The organism is Pleurocapsa sp. PCC 7319, assembly GCF_000332195.1.
In the GTDB taxonomy this organism is placed as follows: Bacteria; Cyanobacteriota; Cyanobacteriia; order Cyanobacteriales; family Xenococcaceae; genus Waterburya.
Map to the genome: position 1 here is coordinate 5,029,867 of NZ_KB235922.1, position 18,661 is coordinate 5,048,527.

An 18,661-nucleotide genomic window follows, 5' to 3' on the forward strand; every position below is an offset into this window, starting at 1 on the left:
CTTTAGGGATTAAGAATATATTCAGACTCTAAAGGCTCAAGTCTACCATTTTCTACTAGAGCTTGATGAATCATCGCTGCTACCTCGGCACGAGTTGCTGGTTCATTCGGCATCAGAGAATCTTTAGCATAATCAGGATGATTAACCATTAGACCCGCTTCTATGGCTGCTGCTACTTGTTGTTTTGCCCAATCAGGCATATCTGCACCATCCCTAAATTTTTGGAGAATCTGCTCCGTATCTTGGGACGGTTCTAAGCCTAATCCTGTTGCCAAAGTTACTAGTACTTGATAACGAGGAATATTTTCTAAAGGACGAAACTCGTCCTGAGAATAACCATGCATGAAACCAATACGGACTGCTTTGTCTATATCAGCTGCGATCGCGTTTTTATTGGTTACATCTTTGAATTTCTTAATTTCTTTAGTTTCAGGTTGCTGGTCAAAAGCTTGGCTAATTAGCGTTGCCATACTAGCTCTAGTAATCAGCTTATCAGGTTCAAAATTATGATCGTCGGAAAATTCGGGAACTAGCGCCTGATCGCTCATCTGCTTGACAAAAGGATAAGCCCAATAACTAGGAGCAATATCATCAGGCATTTCGGTTGACTCAGTTTGGTCATTCGTTCCTGTGTTATCGGGTGCAGTTGCCTGGGAATCTATGTCGTCATTGGTTCCTGCGTTACCAGGAGCAGTTGTCTGAGAATCTATGTCGTTAGTTGCTCCAGCCTGTTCTTTCACTGTAGGATCAGCATCAGTGTCTTGATTCCCATTAGGAAGAGTTGTGAGTGCTGGCAGAGTAGCAACCCCAGTTACAGGAGCTAGGTTATCTTCAAAATCAAGTTGCTCAGTTTTTTGTTTAACTCCAGAGGTAACATTAAACTCTTGGATTGGAGGCGTTACAATTCCTAGTGATTCTGATTCTGATAACCTAGATGTTGATTCGGAAGAGTCCAAATCTGTTGCACTGGAAAAGCTTTTACCTGGTTCAATATTTGTTGACTCTATTCCGGTATCCTTAGTTTGACCAGCGGAAAGTAAATTATCCCACTTGCCTAAACCAAAGTCACCAGCAAGCCGATCTTTTTTAACGCCTAAAGACCAAAACAATATTGCCCCAATAGTGGAAAAAGCAACAATCATGGCGATCATTTCATCGAAAGTCACTCCGCCCACGGGTCTCTTTCTGCGCTGTGGGTCAGAATTTTGCGGATCTTGAGGAGATGAATTAGTCATAATTGGTAGGGCTATTATTCAACAGTGATACCTGAAAAAATTATATTTAAGATACTACTCTAAAAATTTACTTAAGTTCTTATATTTCAATCATTGAGCTGGTTTTGAGCTTAGGCTTTCTAAGCAATCAACAATTGAAAATACTACCGACATTTTTTACTAAAAGTCTACTAACAAACTTTTGAAGATCCACTTTTGGTAATAAAAGTAAATGTAACTCTGCAAAATTTGATTTTTTGAAGATACAAAAAAGAGTAGTTGGCATTTCATTAACCCCTACCCCTTTTTATTAACAATATTTATTGGTGGCCGAGAAGCTATACCGAAGTAAGAGCTTTATTTTCTTCTAGACTTGCTTTTGGGCTATCAGCTTCTGATGGTGGTACTACCTGCCAAAATTTATCTAGATAATTGTCCCAATCTTGCAGAATTGCTTTTCCTTTAGGACTATTAGTTTTCTCGATGTGTTTCAAGATCATGTCTTGCAGTTGTTTTGCTCCTGCGGGAGAAATAACTCGTTGAATCTTGACAATTTCAGGATTAACTTTTCTCGTAAAGGTATTACTTTCATCGAGGAAGTAACCTAATCCTCCTGTCATTCCTGCTCCGACATTGCGTCCTACTTCACCTAAAACTACTACAACCCCACCTGTCATATATTCACAACAGTGATCGCCAGCTCCCTCGATGACGGCTTTGCCCATAGAGTTTCGTACTGCAAATCTCTCTCCAGCACGACCATTGGCATAGAGTGTTCCACCAGTGGCACCATACAGACAGGTATTACCAATAATTACGTTACTAGCAAAATCGTAGGTTGAGCCTTTTGCAGGAGTAATAATAATTTCTCCACCGTGCATTCCCTTGCCTACATAATCATTAGCTTCTCCTCTGAGAATCATCTTCATTCCCGGAAGGTTGAACGCAGCAAAGCTTTGACCAGCAGCACCTTGGAATTTAAGCTTAATTTCTCCTGCAAAACCACTATTGCCATATTTAGTGGCGATCGCTCCAGAAATTCTTGCTCCCACACTGCGATCGGTATTAATAATAGTTACATCTTTGCTAACTTTAGTTTGATTAGCGATCGCTTTAGTAATTGCTGGATCGGCTAGTAATTCGTCATCTAAGACAGCTCCGTTAGTATGGACATCACCATGTTGTAACCAGCTACGATCTGCCTTGACATTGGGTAGGTCAATTAAACAACTCAAATCTAACCCCTCGGTTTTGGCTATTGAAGCCTCGGGGTTTTGTCTCAGTAAATCAGTCCTACCAATGATCTCTTCGAGCTTACGATAACCCAATTTAGCTAACAGCGAGCGTACTTCCTCGGCAACAAAGTAGAAAAAGTTAACTACGTGTTCCGGCACACCTTTAAAACGGTCTCTAAGGTGTTGTTGTTGAGTTGCTACTCCCACAGGGCAAGTATTCAGATGACAAACTCTTGCCATAATACAGCCTTCGGCAATCATGGCTATTGAACCAAAGCCGTATTCTTCTGCTCCCATAAGAGCAGCCATAATGACATCCCAGCCTGTTTTTAAGCCTCCATCAGCTCGCAAGAGAACGCGATCGCGCAGTTGATTCTCTAGCAATACTCGATGTACCTCAGTTAATCCCAGTTCCCAAGGAACTCCTGCGTGTTTGATGGAACTAAGAGGCGATGCACCAGTTCCACCGTCATGACCAGAAATTTGGATCACATCAGAATTAGCTTTAGCTACACCAGCGGCAATTGTACCGATACCGATTTCGGCAACTAGTTTGACGGAAACTTTAGCTGTCGGGTTAATTTGATGCAGATCAAATATTAACTGAGCTAAATCTTCGATGGAGTAAATATCGTGGTGTGGAGGAGGAGAAATTAGAGTTACTCCTGGTTTAGAACGACGCAAAGAAGCAATATAAGGACTGACTTTTTTCCCTGGTAACTGTCCTCCCTCCCCTGGCTTTGCTCCTTGAGCTAATTTAATTTCCAGTTGTTTGGCACTCATCAGATACTCTGGAGTCACCCCAAACCGTCCTGATGCTACTTGTTTAATGGCTGAACTAGCAGTATCACCATTTTGCAAACCATTGAGATGAGGTAGAGTTGGGGACTTACCCTCAGAATCTACATCATCTAAAATCTGGAAGCGAGTTGAGTCTTCCCCCCCTTCTCCAGAGTTGGACTTGCCACCAATCCGATTCATGGCGATCGCTAGAGTCTCATGAGCTTCCCGTGATAAAGAACCAAGAGACATCCCTCCAGTACAGAAACGTTTGACAATACTGGTCACTAACTCCACTTCTTCTAGGGGAATAGATTGACGATCTGGTTTAAAATCCAATAAATCTCGTAAGGCTGTAGCTGGTCTTCCCTGCAACTGCCGTTTATAAAGTTCGTAATGGTCATACTGCTTACTGGCAACTGCTTTATGCAATGCTTTCGACATTTCAGGAGAATTCATATGATATTCTCCGCCTTTTTTATATTTAACAAAACCGTAATTTTCTAGCTTTTTCCCTTGAAGTTCAGGAAAAGCTCTCTGATGAATAGCAATAACTTCTTGAGCCAACTCGGCAACAGTCAGACCACCTAAACGAGAAGTTGTGCCAGCAAAAGCTAAATCAACTAAATCAACTCCTAAGCCTAGTGCTTCAAAAATTTGTGCGCCATGATAAGAAGAAAGCAAAGAAATTCCCATTTTGGAGAGGATTTTCAGTAATCCTGCTTCAATGGACTTACGATAATTCTTTTGTGCTTGGTCTAAACTAACAAATTCAATACGCTCATTTTGCATTAAATTCTGCGTCTTAGGATTATTCCACCACTGACGCACACTTTCTAAGGCTAAATAGGGACAAACTGCCGAAGCACCATAACCAATTAAGCAAGCAAAGTGATGAGTACTCCAGCATTGAGCTGTGTCTATTACCAAAGAAGCTCTTAAACGTAATCCTTGACGGGTTAGATGATGATGAACTGCGCCAACCGCTAGTAAAGGAGGAATATAACTATATTCTGCTCCGATATTTTGTGTTCCTGGGTGGTCAGACAAAATAATGATTTCTACTCCAGCTTGTATTGCGGCTGTCGCTTTTTCACATAACTGGGCTACTGCATCTTTTAAACCATTTGGTCCAGTAGCAATTTTATATAAGGTAGACAGCTTTTGGGTCTTAAAGCTAGAAGTTTGAATACTGGCTAATTCTTCATCGTTTAAGATTGGAGATTCTAATTTTAGTAATCTGGCATCTTCAGGTTGTAAGTTAAGGATATTACCCTTAGAACCCAGCTGCATGGACAAGGACATGACCAACTTTTCTCTTAAAGGATCGATCGCTGGATTTGTTACCTGAGCAAATCTCTGTTTGAAATAGTCATATAGCAGTCGCGGCTTATTAGACAGCACTGCCAGGGGAATATCATCTCCCATACAGAACGTTGGCTCCTTACCGTTGATAGCCATCGACTGAATGATCAATTCCACATCTTCGGCAGTATAGCCAAAAGCAGTTTGTTGTTGTAGTAATTCTGCTTCAGTAATCAGATTGGCTGTACCAAACTCCTGAGATTCAAGAGATTGACGATATTGCTCGATCCATTTTCCATAGGGTTTTACTTGAGCAATGCGCTGTTTAACTTCCCAATTGCGTAATATTTCTTTGCTCTGGAGATCCACCACAATAGTTTGACCTGGACCCAATCTACCTTTTTCGATTACTTCCGTATCTGGTAAATCGACCACTCCTGTTTCCGAACCTACTACTACATAACCATCCTTAGTAATACTGTAGCGAGCAGGACGTAAACCATTACGGTCTAAGGTGGCACCAACGGTCTTACCATCACTAAAAACTAACAATGCAGGACCATCCCAAGGCTCTTGCTGACCACTATGATATTCGTAAAAATCAACTATTTCGGGATATTCTTGTAGGGAAGGTTGATTTTTATAGGCCTCTGGAACTAAAATCATTGCTGCTTCGGGAATACTGCGACCACTCCGCACCAATAGCTCCATAGCACTATCTAAATTATAGGAATCACTATTGTCATTGTTAACAATGGGTGTCAAACTTTTAATCTCAGCTTGATTCCAATTAGGTAAAGATGCTTCACTAAAATTGGCAACTAATTCTTTCTCTCTGTTGGACATCCAGTTGATATTGCCTAACAGAGTATTAATTTCGCCATTGTGACCCAAGATTCTCATTGGCTGTGCAAAGGGCCATTTCGGCATCGTATTAGTACTAAAACGACGATGATAAACAGCGAAACTGCTTTCATAATCAGGGTTAGCTAAATCTTGATAGAACTCTCTCAGAACAACCGAACGCACCATTCCTTTATAAACAATTGTTCGACAAGAAAAAGAGCAAATATAAAAGTCATCTGATAACTGCTTACCAACTCGCGATCGCGCTACATATAGCTTGCGCTCTAAATCATCTCCCGCTAAGTTTTCAGGAGAGGTAACAACAATTTGCTCAATATGAGGTTGATAAGCTTTTGCTTGTTCACCTAAGACTTCTGGGCTGACAGGAACTTCTCGCCAACCCAAGACTGTTAGGTTTTCAGCTTCTACTATTTTTTCAACAAATTTTTTAGCCTCTTCAGCCTGTTCTTCAGCTTGTGGCAAGAATATCATGCCTACTCCCCAAGCTTCTGACTGTGGTTGAGAAATGCTATTCTCAGCAAACCAAGTAGCAAATAGTTTCTGGGGTAATGATGTCATAATCCCTGCGCCATCTCCCGAATCGCGATCGGCACTGCATCCACCCCGATGCTCCATACATCCTAAAGCTTTGAGAGCTTGCTTGATTAGCTTATTACTTTGTCGACCATCCTGATAGGCAATAAATCCTACACCACAAGCATCTCTTTCTTCTACTAACCAACGTTGACCTTGAAAAGGTTTAGTATTCGACTCGTATTCTCGGTTGTTCTGATACACATTTCTGCTTATAACTTCTTTTGATTCCATTGCCAGCTTGTCCATACCAAATATGTTGAATTATTTTAGATATCTTTTTTGATAGTTATTTGATAGTTAATTGTTATTGCAGATTCACTCTAAAAGCCGTAGAATCAGCATTGAATAAAAATTGTCTTACCCTGATTAGTTATTCAAGATTACAAATTAATTAGCGTTAAATTAGACAAAAAAGCACTTTATAGTTGAAAACCAGATTAGATTAACTGCGAACATAGAACGTCCAGTAATCAGATTACTGACAGTTTACTATTTACCTGATGTCTCAATCTCAATACTGCTAAAGTTTGATATATGAAAAAGCTAAGGGGATTTTGTCTACTCCTCATCTCAGCATACCAATATTCAAGTTTCCAGATGCTTGATCTAAAATCATATTGTGTTAGACACAGATACTAATAAATACCAGCAATATTCTCAGTACAACTCAACCTAAGCTAATTGAATACTCAGTAGTTATAGTTTTTATTTAATTAGAACAGTGAACAACTGGTAAATCAATCTATAGGATATCTATTCTAACTGAAGTAAACCTTCATAAAAAGGTTTATTGAATACAGTTTTCTGGAATCAACAATCATATTTCAGAAATACTCAGTATATTATTAAGTATTTTTACTTATAGAGTGCTGCCAAATATCTATCAAAACTTTAATTTGTAATTGAAATATCTTTTTTCAAGCCATCGTTCATGAAGATTCTGTATAGATGTCTTGCTTGTCAAAGCATTTGACTTAGATTTTACAAAATTGTCTGTTATCTTTTTGATAGATTGACTTGATAAATCTTTTCTAGCAGATATTATTGTAGCGACAACTTGAAATAAGCTCGCAAATTGAATTGAGTTCGTAAATTTTATTTTCAACAAATCTAGTAATTATGTCCCAGTCAACAAAAACCAAATCTAAACCAAGCAACAGCGTTACAGCTATACCATCATCGCCAACTCAATTAGGAGTCGTCGCCACAGAGATTCGTCCTTGGGGTTCTTTTACTACTTTGGAAGAAGGTAAAGGTTATAAAATTAAGCGAATTGAAGTAAATCCCGGTCATCGTCTTAGTTTACAGATGCACCATCATCGAAGTGAACATTGGATCGTAGTTTCTGGCACTGCCAAAGTTATTTGTGGCGATCAAGAGATGATTCTCGGTAGTAATCAGTCTACTTACGTACCTCAATGTACTTCTCACCGGTTAGAAAACCCTGGCGTGATTAAACTAGTTTTGATTGAAGTTCAAAATGGGCAATATCTTGGAGAAGATGACATTATCCGTTTTAGCGATGATTATTCGCGTCAATAGGTTGACATTGACTTTCTTATAGAAAAGGATTTTCTCCGTATGTCTTAGTAAGAATTTGTACTACACGTCTAGTGTGAATTAAGAAATCCAGTAATTCGCTAAAAAGCTGTAGGCTATATGCCATAAGCTATAAGCTTTTTAGATTCTTTTTCTAGTAACTCAAGTTGCGGTTTATGAAGATCAACAGCACTCATTTGAACACGGTCTTAACCAGTAGATTTTTAAAGCTTAAAGCTAAGAGCTAAGAGCTAAAAAACTTTTAATATCAACGAAGCTAATTCACACCATTGGAAAATTAGTATTTTGCTGTAGCATAAATTAACAGGTAAAACTTGATAAATCAAGCAAATTTTTCATGTTCGAGATCAGTCCAACCGCAGCAAAAGAGATCAAGCGTATTCAGCTACACACCCATAAACTCAAAAGTTCTTTGAGGTTAAAGGTAAAATCAGGTGGTTGCTCTGGCTTATTTTATGACTTACAGCTAGAAGATTCGGTAGATAGCCAAGATGGAAATCACCAAGCTGTGCATTCCAATGATCGTTTGTTAGAAATTAATGATATCCATGTAGTAGTCAGCTCAGAATCGTGGGAATATATTGAGAACTTAAAGTTAGACTATTCAGAAGATCTGATGGGAGGAGGATTTAGATTTCATAATCCCAAAGTAACTAACGTTTGTGGTTGTGGAATTTCTTTTGCCGCGACAAAATAGCACGGTTTAACTGTATTTATGGGCTGGATAAATCAAATCTAATGTTAATATCAATGGGTTTCCAAGTCGCACGACATTAAAATCCAAGATTAATGCCAATATGATTGACACGCAAATGCTAGGTGTCATATAATCAGAATTTGTCTGCTATTTTCAATAGCTTTCCTCAACAAGGTTAACTCAAGGATTAAATAGTAACGCCAGCTAAGTAACTCATGCCCACTATTCAGCAACTTATTCGTAACGAACGATCTAAATCGCAAAAGAAAACTAAATCTCCAGCCCTCAAAGAATGCCCTCAGCGTCGTGGGGTTTGTACCAGAGTGTATACAACCACACCCAAAAAGCCCAATTCAGCATTAAGAAAGGTTGCCAGGGTACGCTTGACTTCAGGTTTTGAAGTAACTGCTTATATTCCAGGAATTGGACACAACCTGCAGGAGCATTCCGTAGTTTTAATCCGTGGTGGTCGTGTCAAAGATTTACCAGGGGTTAGATACCATATTGTTCGCGGTACTCTAGATACAACTGGAGTAAAAGACAGAGCTCAAGGTCGTTCCAAGTATGGTACTAAACGTCCTAAGTAAAGTTGAGGCTTGTATCATATTAATTAATTGCTAAAAACTAGGCGGCTGAGAAGCATCCCCATCTGAAGAGTTGCTATAGCAGACAAGGGTGCTATTTTTAGTGAAATGCTGATAACGAGTTCCCTAAATTCCTTGACAGTAAAAAATAAGTTTTTACTAGCCCTATAGGTAGCGATTGGTCCCAAGCAAAAATCATGCTATCGCAACAGTTAAATCGTAATTCGGCTTGGTTAGTTTGTATCAAACGTCGTATCAATACCACAACATAACTCAAGTTTAGTATTGAAGGCGACTAAAATTATTGTTCTTTAGTCTTTAACTTAAATTAATTAAAATAATGTCTCGTCGTTCAACCAAGAAAAAGCGTCCTATCCCTCCAGATCCTGTCTACAATAGTCGTTTACTAAGCATGACTATTAGAAGAATTATGCGCAGTGGTAAACAGTCTTTAGCTGCTCGCATAATGTACGATGCTATGGCTATTATTGCTGAAAAAACGGGGAGTGAGGCAATAGAAGTCTTTGAGCAAGCAATCAAAAATCTAACTCCTTTAGTAGAAGTTAAAGCTCGTCGAGTTGGCGGGGCTACCTACCAAGTACCAATGGAAGTTAGACAAGGTAGAGGTACAACATTAGCTTTACGTTGGTTAATTCAGTTTTCTCGTTCCAGAGGTGGTCGTACTATGGCAAGTAAGCTTGCCAACGAAATTATGGATGCTGCCAACGAAACTGGAGGGGCGATGAAAAAGAGAGAGGAAACTCATCGTATGGCAGAGGCAAACAAAGCTTTTGCTCACTATCGCTACTAAAAAATTTAGAACTATTTCATTTCAACTAAAATTTCTCAAATAAACCTTTGAAATATCGAAATTGGACATAATTTAATTTTAGTTTCCTTGGATCTAGATATTTTACTAGTTTGTTTGCTGGAAGTAAGTGGCTGATGTTATAGTTCTGAACTTTTGCCAAAATGTAGTTTATTGTAAATCTGAAATATAAAGTGTTTTTATCAAAATAAACACCGATATGAAAGTATAGAATTATAAGCAGTGTTTACTTTAGTAAACATATAAGAATTTCATCCTGCAAAAAGCAAGGAGGCATTTGTGGCACGTACCATTCCGCTTGAGCGAGTGCGAAATATCGGTATCGCAGCTCACATAGATGCGGGCAAAACAACAACAACAGAGCGCATTCTTTTTTACACTGGCATTGCCTACAAAATGGGTGAGGTTCATGACGGTGCAGCTACTATGGATTGGATGCAGCAAGAGCAGGAGCGAGGTATCACTATTACTGCGGCTGCTATCAGCACGAGTTGGAAAGATCATAAAGTTAATATTATCGATACTCCAGGACACGTTGATTTCACTATTGAAGTGGAGCGCTCCATGCGAGTTTTGGATGGTGTGATTGCTGTGTTTTGTTCCGTAGGTGGCGTGCAACCTCAGTCCGAAACTGTTTGGCGACAGGCAAATAGGTACAATGTACCGAGAATTGCTTTTGTGAACAAAATGGATCGAACGGGAGCAAACTTCTTCAAAGTTTATGAACAGATTAGAGAGCGCCTTAAAGCTAATGCAGTGCCAATTCAAATCCCTATCGGCAGCGAGGGAGATTTTCAAGGCATAGTAGATCTTGTCAAGATGAGGGCTGTAGTTTATCGAGACGATTTAGGAAAGAAAATAGAAGAAGTTAAAATTCCCGATGAACTTTTAGAACAAGCTCAAGAGTTTCGGGCTAAGTTAATTGAATCAATTGCTGAAACTGACGAACAGCTCCTAGAGAAATTTATGATGGAAGAGGAGTTCAGTGAAGCAGAAATTAAAGCGGCAATCCGTAAAGGTACGATTGATGGTTCAATCATGCCAATGCTTTGTGGGTCTGCTTTTAAGAATAAGGGCGTTCAAGTTCTTTTAGATGCAGTAGTTGACTACCTACCTGCTCCGACAGAAGTACCTCCGATCGCCGGCGAGTTGCCTAATGGAGAGGAAGCAGTTCGACATTCCAGTGACGACGAGCCTTTTTCAGCCTTGGCTTTCAAAATTGCTACTGATAAATTTGGTCGTTTGACTTTTATTAGGGTTTATTCAGGAGTTTTAAGTAAGGGTAGCTATGTCTATAACTCGACTAAGCAAAAGAAAGAAAGAATTTCCCGTCTAGTAGTCCTTAAGTCGAATGAGCGCATTGAGGTTGAAGAGCTAAGAGCAGGAGATTTAGGCGCCATAGTGGGCTTGAAAGTGGCTAGCACAGGTGACACCCTTTGCGATCAGAACAATCCGATTATTTTGGAATCTCTATTTGTTCCTGAGCCGGTTATTTCAGTGGCTGTCGAACCTCAGACAAAAAGTGATGTCGAGAAACTGTCTAAAGCTTTACAAGCACTTTCTGATGAAGATCCAACCTTTCGTGTGAGTACTAACCCTGAGACTAACCAAACTGTAATTGCAGGCATGGGTGAGCTTCATTTAGAAATTCTAGTAGATCGGATGTTGAGAGAGTTTAATGTTGAAGCCACCGTAGGTAAACCGCAAGTAGCCTATCGCGAAACAATTCGCCAAAGTAGTCAAGCCGAAGGCAAGTACATTAAACAAAGTGGTGGCAAAGGTCAATACGGTCACGCAGTTTTGTCAATTGAACCAGCAGAGCCCAAAACTGGATTTGAGTTTGTTTCTAAAATTGTTGGAGGTACTATTCCCAAAGAGTATATTCCTGCTATCGAGCAAGGGGTGAAACAAACTTGTGAATCTGGTATCTTGTCAGGATATCCTTTGATCGATATCAAGGTTACTCTAGTTGATGGCTCCTATCACGATGTAGACTCTAACGAGATGGCTTTTAAGGTTGCTGGTTCTATAGCGATTAGAGAAGCTGTTAAACAAGCTTCTCCTGTAGTTTTAGAACCGATGATGAAATTAGAAGTTGAAGTCCCGGAAGATTTCTTAGGAGACGTTATCGGAGACTTAAATTCACGTCGGGGCAACATTGAAGGAATGAACTCCGAAGACGGTATAGCTAAAGTAGTTGCTCAAGTCCCTTTGGCAAAAATGTTTGGTTATGCCACCGATATCCGTTCTAAAACCCAAGGACGTGGTATTTTTACCATGGAGTTCAGTGAGTACAGCGAAGTTCCTCGCGTCGAAGCTGAGGCAATTATCGCTAAAAATAAAGGGAACGCTTAATTTAAATAAGGAATAATAATCAATGGCACGCGCAAAGTTTGAACGTAATAAAGACCACGCTAACATCGGTACTGTAGGCCATGTAGACCACGGTAAAACTACTTTAACAGCAGCAATTACTCTAGCTCTAGCAGCACTAGGCACTGCTAAAGCGAGAAATTACGAAGATATCGATGCTGCGCCTGAAGAGAAAGCTCGCGGTATCACTATTAATACTGCTCACGTAGAATATGAAACTGAAAACCGTCATTACGCTCACGTAGATTGTCCTGGACACGCTGACTATGTGAAAAATATGATCACTGGTGCGGCTCAAATGGATGGCGGTATCCTGGTTGTATCTGCGGCGGATGGTCCTATGCCTCAAACTCGTGAACACATTCTCTTGGCAAAGCAAGTTGGTGTTCCCAGCTTGGTAGTATTTATGAATAAGGAAGATCAAGTAGATGATGAAGAGCTACTTGAGCTAGTTGAACTAGAAATTCGTGAACTTTTGAGCGAGTACGATTTCCCAGGGGATGACATCCCGATCGTTTCTGGTTCTGCTCTAAAAGCAGTAGAAGCTTTAACTGCTAAGTCCGACATTAAAAAAGGCGATGACAAGTGGGTAGACAAAATTTATGACTTGATGGAGCAAGTCGATGAATATATTCCTACTCCTGAGCGTGAAGTCGATAAGCCTTTCTTAATGGCAGTAGAAGACGTGTTCTCCATTACTGGTCGTGGTACTGTAGCTACTGGTCGTATTGAGCGTGGCGAAGTAGTGGTGGGTGAAACTATCGAAATCGTAGGTATTAAAGATACTCGCAGCACTACCGTGACCGGGGTAGAAATGTTCCAAAAAACTCTAGACAAAGGTATGGCTGGAGATAATGTTGGTGTGCTACTTCGTGGTATCCAGAAAGATGAAATTGAGCGAGGAATGGTATTGGCCAAACCTGGTTCAATTACTCCTCATACTGAATTTGAAGGAGAGGTTTACGTATTAACTAAAGAAGAAGGTGGTCGTCATACTCCTTTCTTCAAAAACTACCGTCCTCAATTCTATGTTCGTACAACTGATGTAACTGGTACTATTACTGATTATACTGCCGATGATGGTAGTGCAGTAGAGATGGTAATGCCTGGCGATCGCATCAAAATGAATGTTGAATTGATCAACCCCATCGCCATTGAACAAGGAATGCGTTTTGCGATTCGTGAAGGTGGTCGTACTATTGGTGCTGGAGTGGTCTCTAAGATCATTAAGTAGTCCGTAGGACAACCAACATAGAACGAAAAACTTAACCTATGAGAGTAGATTTGGCCAGCCGAAAACCTAGCTAACATGGTCTACTCTCTTAGTTATGTGAGAAAATGGGTGAGTCATTCAGTACTAGTGGTAAAATGTGCTGTCTGCTCTCGATTCACAGAATATTAAATTAAATATCCGTACCTCGACAATTAAACAACATGGCAACGATTCAACAACAAAAAATACGTATACGCCTTAAAGCTTTTGATCAACGTTTATTAGACACTTCCTGTGAGAAAATTGTTGATACTGCGAATCGAACTAATGCTTCAGCCGTTGGTCCAATTCCTTTACCCACAAAACGCAAAATTTATTGTGTTTTGCGATCGCCTCATGTAGACAAAGATTCTCGTGAACATTTTGAAACCCGTACCCACCGCCGTATTATTGATATTTATAAGCCTTCTTCCAAAACAATTGATGCTCTGATGAAGTTGGATTTACCTGCTGGCGTTGATATAGAAGTTAAACTTTAGTACTTAATTATCAATTAATTAATCATTTTTTAAGCCCTTTGGATTCGCTTCTAAAGGGTTGAGCTAATCGATAATTGAGTTGCAATTTTGGTCAACTAGTAAGTAAACCTATAAAACTTACTCTCAGTCTCCTCAGTCAGCCCTGGAGAACATTAGACAATGACTAGATTATAAAATTTATTGTTGACTCCCTAATTAAGGTATATATGTTCTGATAAAAAATCCGCTACAGTAGATAATAAGCAATCATTCATGTTATAGCTAAAAACAAGTTTTAGATGGCATCTTCTTCAATCGCAGTCAGAGAACTACCTTTATTTCCCCTTCCGGAAGTAGTTTTGTTTCCCAGCCGTCCGTTACCGCTACATATCTTTGAATATCGCTACAGAATTATGATGAATACAATTCTGGAAAACGATCGCCGCTTTGGGGTGTTATCAATTGATCCGGCAACGGGAGGTATCGCTGAATATGGTTGCTGTGCTGAAATCCTCCATTTTCAGAGACTTCCTGATGACCGCATGAAAATGCTAACCTTGGGACAGCAAAGATTTAGGGTCTTAGAGTATATTCGTGAAAAACCCTATCGTGTTGGTTTAGTAGAGTGGATCGAAGATCAACCTCCTACCGAAGATTTAAAACCAATGGCAACTAAAGTTGAGGAACTATTGCGAGATGTAGTTCATTTATCAGCTAAGTTAACTAGTCAAAAAATCGAACTTCCCGATGATTTACCTAGTTCCCCTACAGAGTTATCTTACTGGGTAGCTAGTAATTTATATGGAGTTGCATCGGAACAACAAGCTTTGCTAGAAATGCAAGATACTCTCAAACGTTTACAACGGGAACAGGAAATTCTCAGTTCTACACGCAATCACCTGGCAGCCAGAACTGCTCTCAAAGATGCTTTGGATGATTGATTAAGTGGCAAATTGACAATTGATAGCTGTCTTTAAATTGCTATAATTTCTGAATTTCACAGTAAAAATCGTTGGGTGATCGAAATGACACCAAATAATATAACTCCTAACTTATAACTCCTAATTCCGAACTCAGATTATCTAGTTTACTGTAGTTACCAAATATTTTTAAAATCTCTGTACATTCGGATAATTCGCTTAAAGCTTCTTTTATTTTAGGAGCTTGAGAATTACCTTCTAGATCAATAAAAAATATGTACTCTCCTAACAAGCGTTTGCTGGGACGGGATTCAATTTTGCTCAAATTAATTTCTTTTTGAGCAAAAATTTTTAGTGCTTTAACCAAAGCTCCAGGAGCATTTTCTGGCAAGCTAAATGCTAAGGAAAGATAATTTCCCCGATCGCTTTTTTCAGAACTAACAATCCAAAAACGAGTACAGTTATCAGGTCGATCTTTAATATCTGGTGCTAGTAATGGAACTTGATACAGTTCAGCAGCTCTGGGAGAAGACACTGCAGCTGCAGTTGGATCATCTTGGAGGAATTTTATGCCCTCAGTAGTAGATTTGGCAGGAATAAGCTGAACTTGGGGTAAAAAATTTTCTAACCATTTTTGGCATTGAGCCAAACCTTGAGGATGAGAATAGACTGTTTTAATCTGTTCTAGAGATGAAGCATAGGATAACAACCCATGAAAAATGGGAATAGTCAACTCCTGATGCACTTGCAAATTATTCGATTGCCAAAGAGTATCCAGAACAACCGTTACACTTCCTTCAATAGAATTTTCTATAGGTACTACTGCTTGAGAAACTTCCCCTTGAGTTACAGATCTTAAAGCTAAAACAATACTGGGATAGGGACATAGGGTAGATTTTTGCTGTCGACTACTAGTTAACCAGTTAGAGTATGCTAGAGCAGCAGTTTCCGAATTAGTCCCCGTTGGACCTAGATAAGCAAGTGAAAGCGTCATGGAAATATATTTTTCAGATACAAAGATTTAGCAACAGTATCAATTTTTTACATTAAGATAAAATCTGAAGTAATGTAACTTAAAATTAATAATTAGCAATAACTTCGGTGATTTTATCTATGTACGTAAGTTTCAAAACATCAGAATCAGTTCAGATATCGCTCAAAGACGAAGAAACACCTATACAGCATTATTTACGCCAACCTAAAAGGTTAGTTAAGGCGATCGCCGATCCACGATTAATGAAACAGATATCTGATGATTTGTTTGAATTGAAAATGCGACCCATCAACTTTATGGAAATGTACCATTTTCAACCAATTGTATTGCTCAAAGTATGGTCTGGCTCTAACGGAAGTGTATATTTGAAATCTGAAGGTTGTCAAATCAAAGGAATTGATTATATAAATCGACGTTTTTCTCTTAAATTAAAAGGTATTTTAGATGCTCAAGAAGTTGAAGGAGAGACAACTTTATCAGGGCAAGCAGATTTAGAGGTAGGAGTAGAATTACCTGCAGCATTAATGCTTACTCCTAAACCATTCTTAGAAGTAGCAGGTAATCAACTTCTCAAAAGTGTTTTAGTCAGAATTAAACAAAAACTAGTTACTCAGCTAATTCAGGATTATCGTACTTGGGCATCTCAAGAGATCCAGCTAAAACCCCAGCTAAAACCAATGTCTTCGAGTGAATTGTCCCCCGATCTTGGATTTTAAGATTAAACCTACACTTTGGAGCAACTGTATGATTTAAACTACCGGTGCCACAATAATGACTGCATCAGAAGCTAAGGAACAATATCAACAGATGCGTAATGCTCTTGGTTCCTGGGTTAACTTGAGTAATGATCAATGGAGACAGCTAGCAAAAATATTTCAAAGCAGAACAGTCAATCATCGCGAACATATTATGTTACCAGATACCGCAGTCCATGAAATTTACTTTGTCTGTCATGGCTTACTGCGCTTTTATTATTTAAGTGATGACGGTGTGGAGTCGAATAAGGCTTTTATTCCAGAAAATACCTTTGCTGGTTCTCTAGCAGCATTAGCCCTCAATTTGCCTGTTCTTTACGGTATTCAAGCCCTAGAACCCACAACATATCTAGTGGCTCAGTTTAGTGATTTTGTGGCTTTATTTGAGCAAGATCCTGTATTTGAAAGATTGGGTCGCAAATTTGCTGAATGGTTACTGATACGCAAAGAATTACGGACGCGTAGCTTACTGCAACAGCAAGCTCAACAAAGATATTTGACTTTTGCTCAAGATTATCCTGAATTAGTTGTACGAATACCTCAATATCATATTGCCTCTTATTTAGGAATTACTGAAGTTTCATTGTCTCGGATTAAGCGATCGCTTAAACAGGAATCAGCTATCTGAGATAAAAACCAGACAAAAATATTCTGTTCTTAACAATTGATAAGGCATTATTCTCACCAAAACGATAGATTGCACTTATTCCAATTTAGATTAAGTAAGGAATTCATAATCAATGAAAATCGGTTTTATTGGCATGGGTATTATGGGTAGTCGCATGGCTAGCAACCTCCAGCAGCAAGGTCATGAATTAATTATTTTTAACCGCACTGAAGATAAAGCTAGTCATTTAGTTGCCAATGGGGCATTAAGTGTGGCAACTCCAGCAGAAGTTGCCCAACAAGTAACCACAATTTTTACCATGCTGGCTCATCCCGATGCAGTCAGAGAAGTTGCTTTAGGCAACAACGGTTTTTTAACTTCTTGGCAAGCAGGTAGCTTATGGATAGATTGCAGTACGGTCAATCCTACATTTTCCCGACAAATGGCAGCGATCGCAGCAGAAAGGCAAATAAAATTTATTGATGCCCCCGTTGCTGGTTCTAAAATGCAAGCAGCACAAAAAGAGTTAGTGTTCTTGGTCGGAGCAGAGCAACAGAATTTGGCTGATTGTCGGAATTTATTGGATTGTATGGGAAAACGAGTAGTTCATGTAGGAGAACCAGGTATGGGAAATGCTCTTAAGTTAGTAATTAATCTCTTACTGGGTATATCAATGGCAGGATTTGCTGAGGCGATGGTATTAGGTGAAGCCTGGGGAATTTCATCAGAGATGCTACTCAAGGTGTTAATTGGTAGTCCTGTTGTGGCACCATTTTTAGCTGGCAAAAAAGAAAAGTTAGAGCAGTCACAATATGAAGCTGAATTTCCTTTGCAATGGATGCAGAAAGATTTGCAAATGGTAGCTATAGCAGGTTATGAATCTAATGTTCCTCTCCCTCTAGCTAATACCACCAAGGAAATTTATCAACAGGCGATTCAGCAAGGATTAGGACAGCAAGATTTTGCAGCAATTTATGATTTTTGGCAATCAAATTCTAAGCATCAGGTAAATTCTGACAGGACTTAAAAGAACGACGATGCTCGCAAGTAATACCATACTTCTTGATGGCGAGACGATGTTGTGCAGTGGGGTATCCCTTATTAGCAGCTAAATTATATTCGGGATACTTGGTTGCTAAGCTGGTAATTAATTCATCTCGCCATACCTTAGCTAAAATACTGGCAGCAGCAATTACAGGCGATCGCAAATCTCCTTGAACCACAGTTTGTTGCGAAAGTGACAAATTGGGAATTGGGAATTTACCATCAACTAAACATATATCAGGAGTTACTTGTAATCCCATCACACTCCGTTTCATAGCTAACAAAGAGGCTTGTAAAATATTAAGACGATCTATCTCAGCAACGTTGGCAGAGCTGATGTGCCAGTCTGCAACTATTTCTTTAATTGGTTGAACTAGTTGCAGGCGTTTTTGCGCAGATAGTTTTTTACTATCTTTGACCCCAATAGCAATTAATTGAGGAATATCTGAACGGGGCAGGACTACGGTTGCTGCTATCACCGAACCAAATAAAGCCCCTCTGCCAACTTCATCGACTCCTAAAACAAGAGTATTTGGCTCCCATATTCCCGATAAGAGAGAATCATCAAAAAAAGAATGTTTACTCACCTT

The 18,661-nt window shown here is 39.3% G+C and carries 15 protein-coding genes; 11 read left to right on the forward strand and 4 right to left on the reverse strand.

From position 1 onward, the window contains the following. Positions 1 to 2: 2 nt before the first annotated feature. Positions 3 to 1,235, reverse strand: coding sequence for an S-layer homology domain-containing protein (locus PLEUR7319_RS0126965; RefSeq protein ID WP_019508346.1), 1,233 nt, complete (start codon positions 1,233 to 1,235; stop codon positions 3 to 5). Between the two features lie 317 nt (positions 1,236 to 1,552). Continuing rightward, a complete protein-coding gene (gltB, locus tag PLEUR7319_RS0126970; RefSeq protein ID WP_019508347.1) occupies positions 1,553 to 6,223 on the reverse strand; it encodes a glutamate synthase large subunit in 4,671 nt (1,556 codons plus the stop codon). Positions 6,224 to 7,096: 873 nt separating this feature from the next. Between gltB and PLEUR7319_RS0126975 the strand changes: the two genes are divergently transcribed. The 8 genes from PLEUR7319_RS0126975 to PLEUR7319_RS0127010 all read left to right on the forward strand — a co-directional run bounded on the left by PLEUR7319_RS0126975 (position 7,097) and on the right by PLEUR7319_RS0127010 (position 14,692). Then, positions 7,097 to 7,519 (forward strand): phosphomannose isomerase type II C-terminal cupin domain, encoded by a 423-nt coding sequence (locus PLEUR7319_RS0126975; RefSeq protein WP_019508348.1) that lies wholly within the window; start codon positions 7,097 to 7,099, stop codon positions 7,517 to 7,519. Positions 7,520 to 7,874: 355 nt separating this feature from the next. Further along, on the forward strand, positions 7,875 to 8,234 hold the full coding sequence (locus tag PLEUR7319_RS0126980; RefSeq protein ID WP_019508349.1) for an iron-sulfur cluster assembly accessory protein: 360 nt from the start codon (positions 7,875 to 7,877) through the stop codon (positions 8,232 to 8,234). 215 nt (positions 8,235 to 8,449) lie between these two features. After that, positions 8,450 to 8,821 carry a 30S ribosomal protein S12 gene (gene rpsL, locus PLEUR7319_RS0126985; protein ID WP_019508350.1) on the forward strand — a complete coding sequence of 124 codons (372 nt, stop codon included), beginning with the start codon at positions 8,450 to 8,452 and terminating at the stop codon, positions 8,819 to 8,821. Positions 8,822 to 9,158: 337 nt separating this feature from the next. Beyond that, entirely contained in the window at positions 9,159 to 9,629 is a 471-nt protein-coding gene (gene rpsG, locus PLEUR7319_RS0126990; protein WP_019508351.1) for a 30S ribosomal protein S7, read from the forward strand. A 297-nt stretch (positions 9,630 to 9,926) separates the two neighbouring features. Further along, positions 9,927 to 12,002 (forward strand): elongation factor G, encoded by a 2,076-nt coding sequence (gene fusA / locus PLEUR7319_RS0126995; protein ID WP_019508352.1) that lies wholly within the window; start codon positions 9,927 to 9,929, stop codon positions 12,000 to 12,002. A gap of 22 nt (positions 12,003 to 12,024) precedes the next feature. Then, positions 12,025 to 13,254: an elongation factor Tu gene (gene tuf, locus PLEUR7319_RS0127000; RefSeq protein ID WP_019508353.1), complete on the forward strand. Its 1,230-nt coding sequence runs from the start codon at positions 12,025 to 12,027 to the stop codon at positions 13,252 to 13,254. Positions 13,255 to 13,454: 200 nt separating this feature from the next. Then, positions 13,455 to 13,772: a 30S ribosomal protein S10 gene (rpsJ, locus tag PLEUR7319_RS0127005; protein ID WP_019508354.1), complete on the forward strand. Its 318-nt coding sequence runs from the start codon at positions 13,455 to 13,457 to the stop codon at positions 13,770 to 13,772. A gap of 278 nt (positions 13,773 to 14,050) precedes the next feature. Beyond that, a complete protein-coding gene (locus PLEUR7319_RS0127010) occupies positions 14,051 to 14,692 on the forward strand; it encodes an LON peptidase substrate-binding domain-containing protein (RefSeq protein WP_019508355.1) in 642 nt (213 codons plus the stop codon). A gap of 106 nt (positions 14,693 to 14,798) precedes the next feature. On the opposite strand, the gene pheA is transcribed toward PLEUR7319_RS0127010, so the two are convergent. After that, positions 14,799 to 15,665, reverse strand: coding sequence for a prephenate dehydratase (gene pheA, locus PLEUR7319_RS0127015; RefSeq protein ID WP_019508356.1), 867 nt, complete (start codon positions 15,663 to 15,665; stop codon positions 14,799 to 14,801). A 119-nt stretch (positions 15,666 to 15,784) separates the two neighbouring features. On the opposite strand from pheA, the gene PLEUR7319_RS0127020 reads away from it, so the two are divergent. The 3 genes from PLEUR7319_RS0127020 to PLEUR7319_RS0127030 all read left to right on the forward strand — a co-directional run bounded on the left by PLEUR7319_RS0127020 (position 15,785) and on the right by PLEUR7319_RS0127030 (position 18,054). Beyond that, a complete protein-coding gene (locus PLEUR7319_RS0127020; RefSeq protein ID WP_019508357.1) occupies positions 15,785 to 16,381 on the forward strand; it encodes a DUF1997 domain-containing protein in 597 nt (198 codons plus the stop codon). Positions 16,382 to 16,436: 55 nt separating this feature from the next. Continuing rightward, positions 16,437 to 17,048, forward strand: coding sequence for a Crp/Fnr family transcriptional regulator (locus PLEUR7319_RS36855; protein ID WP_019508358.1), 612 nt, complete (start codon positions 16,437 to 16,439; stop codon positions 17,046 to 17,048). 112 nt (positions 17,049 to 17,160) lie between these two features. Continuing rightward, the gene (locus tag PLEUR7319_RS0127030; RefSeq protein ID WP_019508359.1) at positions 17,161 to 18,054 is read left to right on the forward strand and encodes an NAD(P)-dependent oxidoreductase; all 894 of its coding nucleotides are present in this window, start codon (positions 17,161 to 17,163) and stop codon (positions 18,052 to 18,054) included. Here the strand turns inward: PLEUR7319_RS0127030 and PLEUR7319_RS0127035 are convergent. Further along, positions 18,023 to 18,658, reverse strand: coding sequence for a ribonuclease HII (locus PLEUR7319_RS0127035; protein ID WP_019508360.1), 636 nt, complete (start codon positions 18,656 to 18,658; stop codon positions 18,023 to 18,025). The two genes, PLEUR7319_RS0127030 and PLEUR7319_RS0127035, sit on opposite strands and share 32 nt — an antisense overlap. Between the last annotated feature and the right edge of the window lie 3 nt (positions 18,659 to 18,661).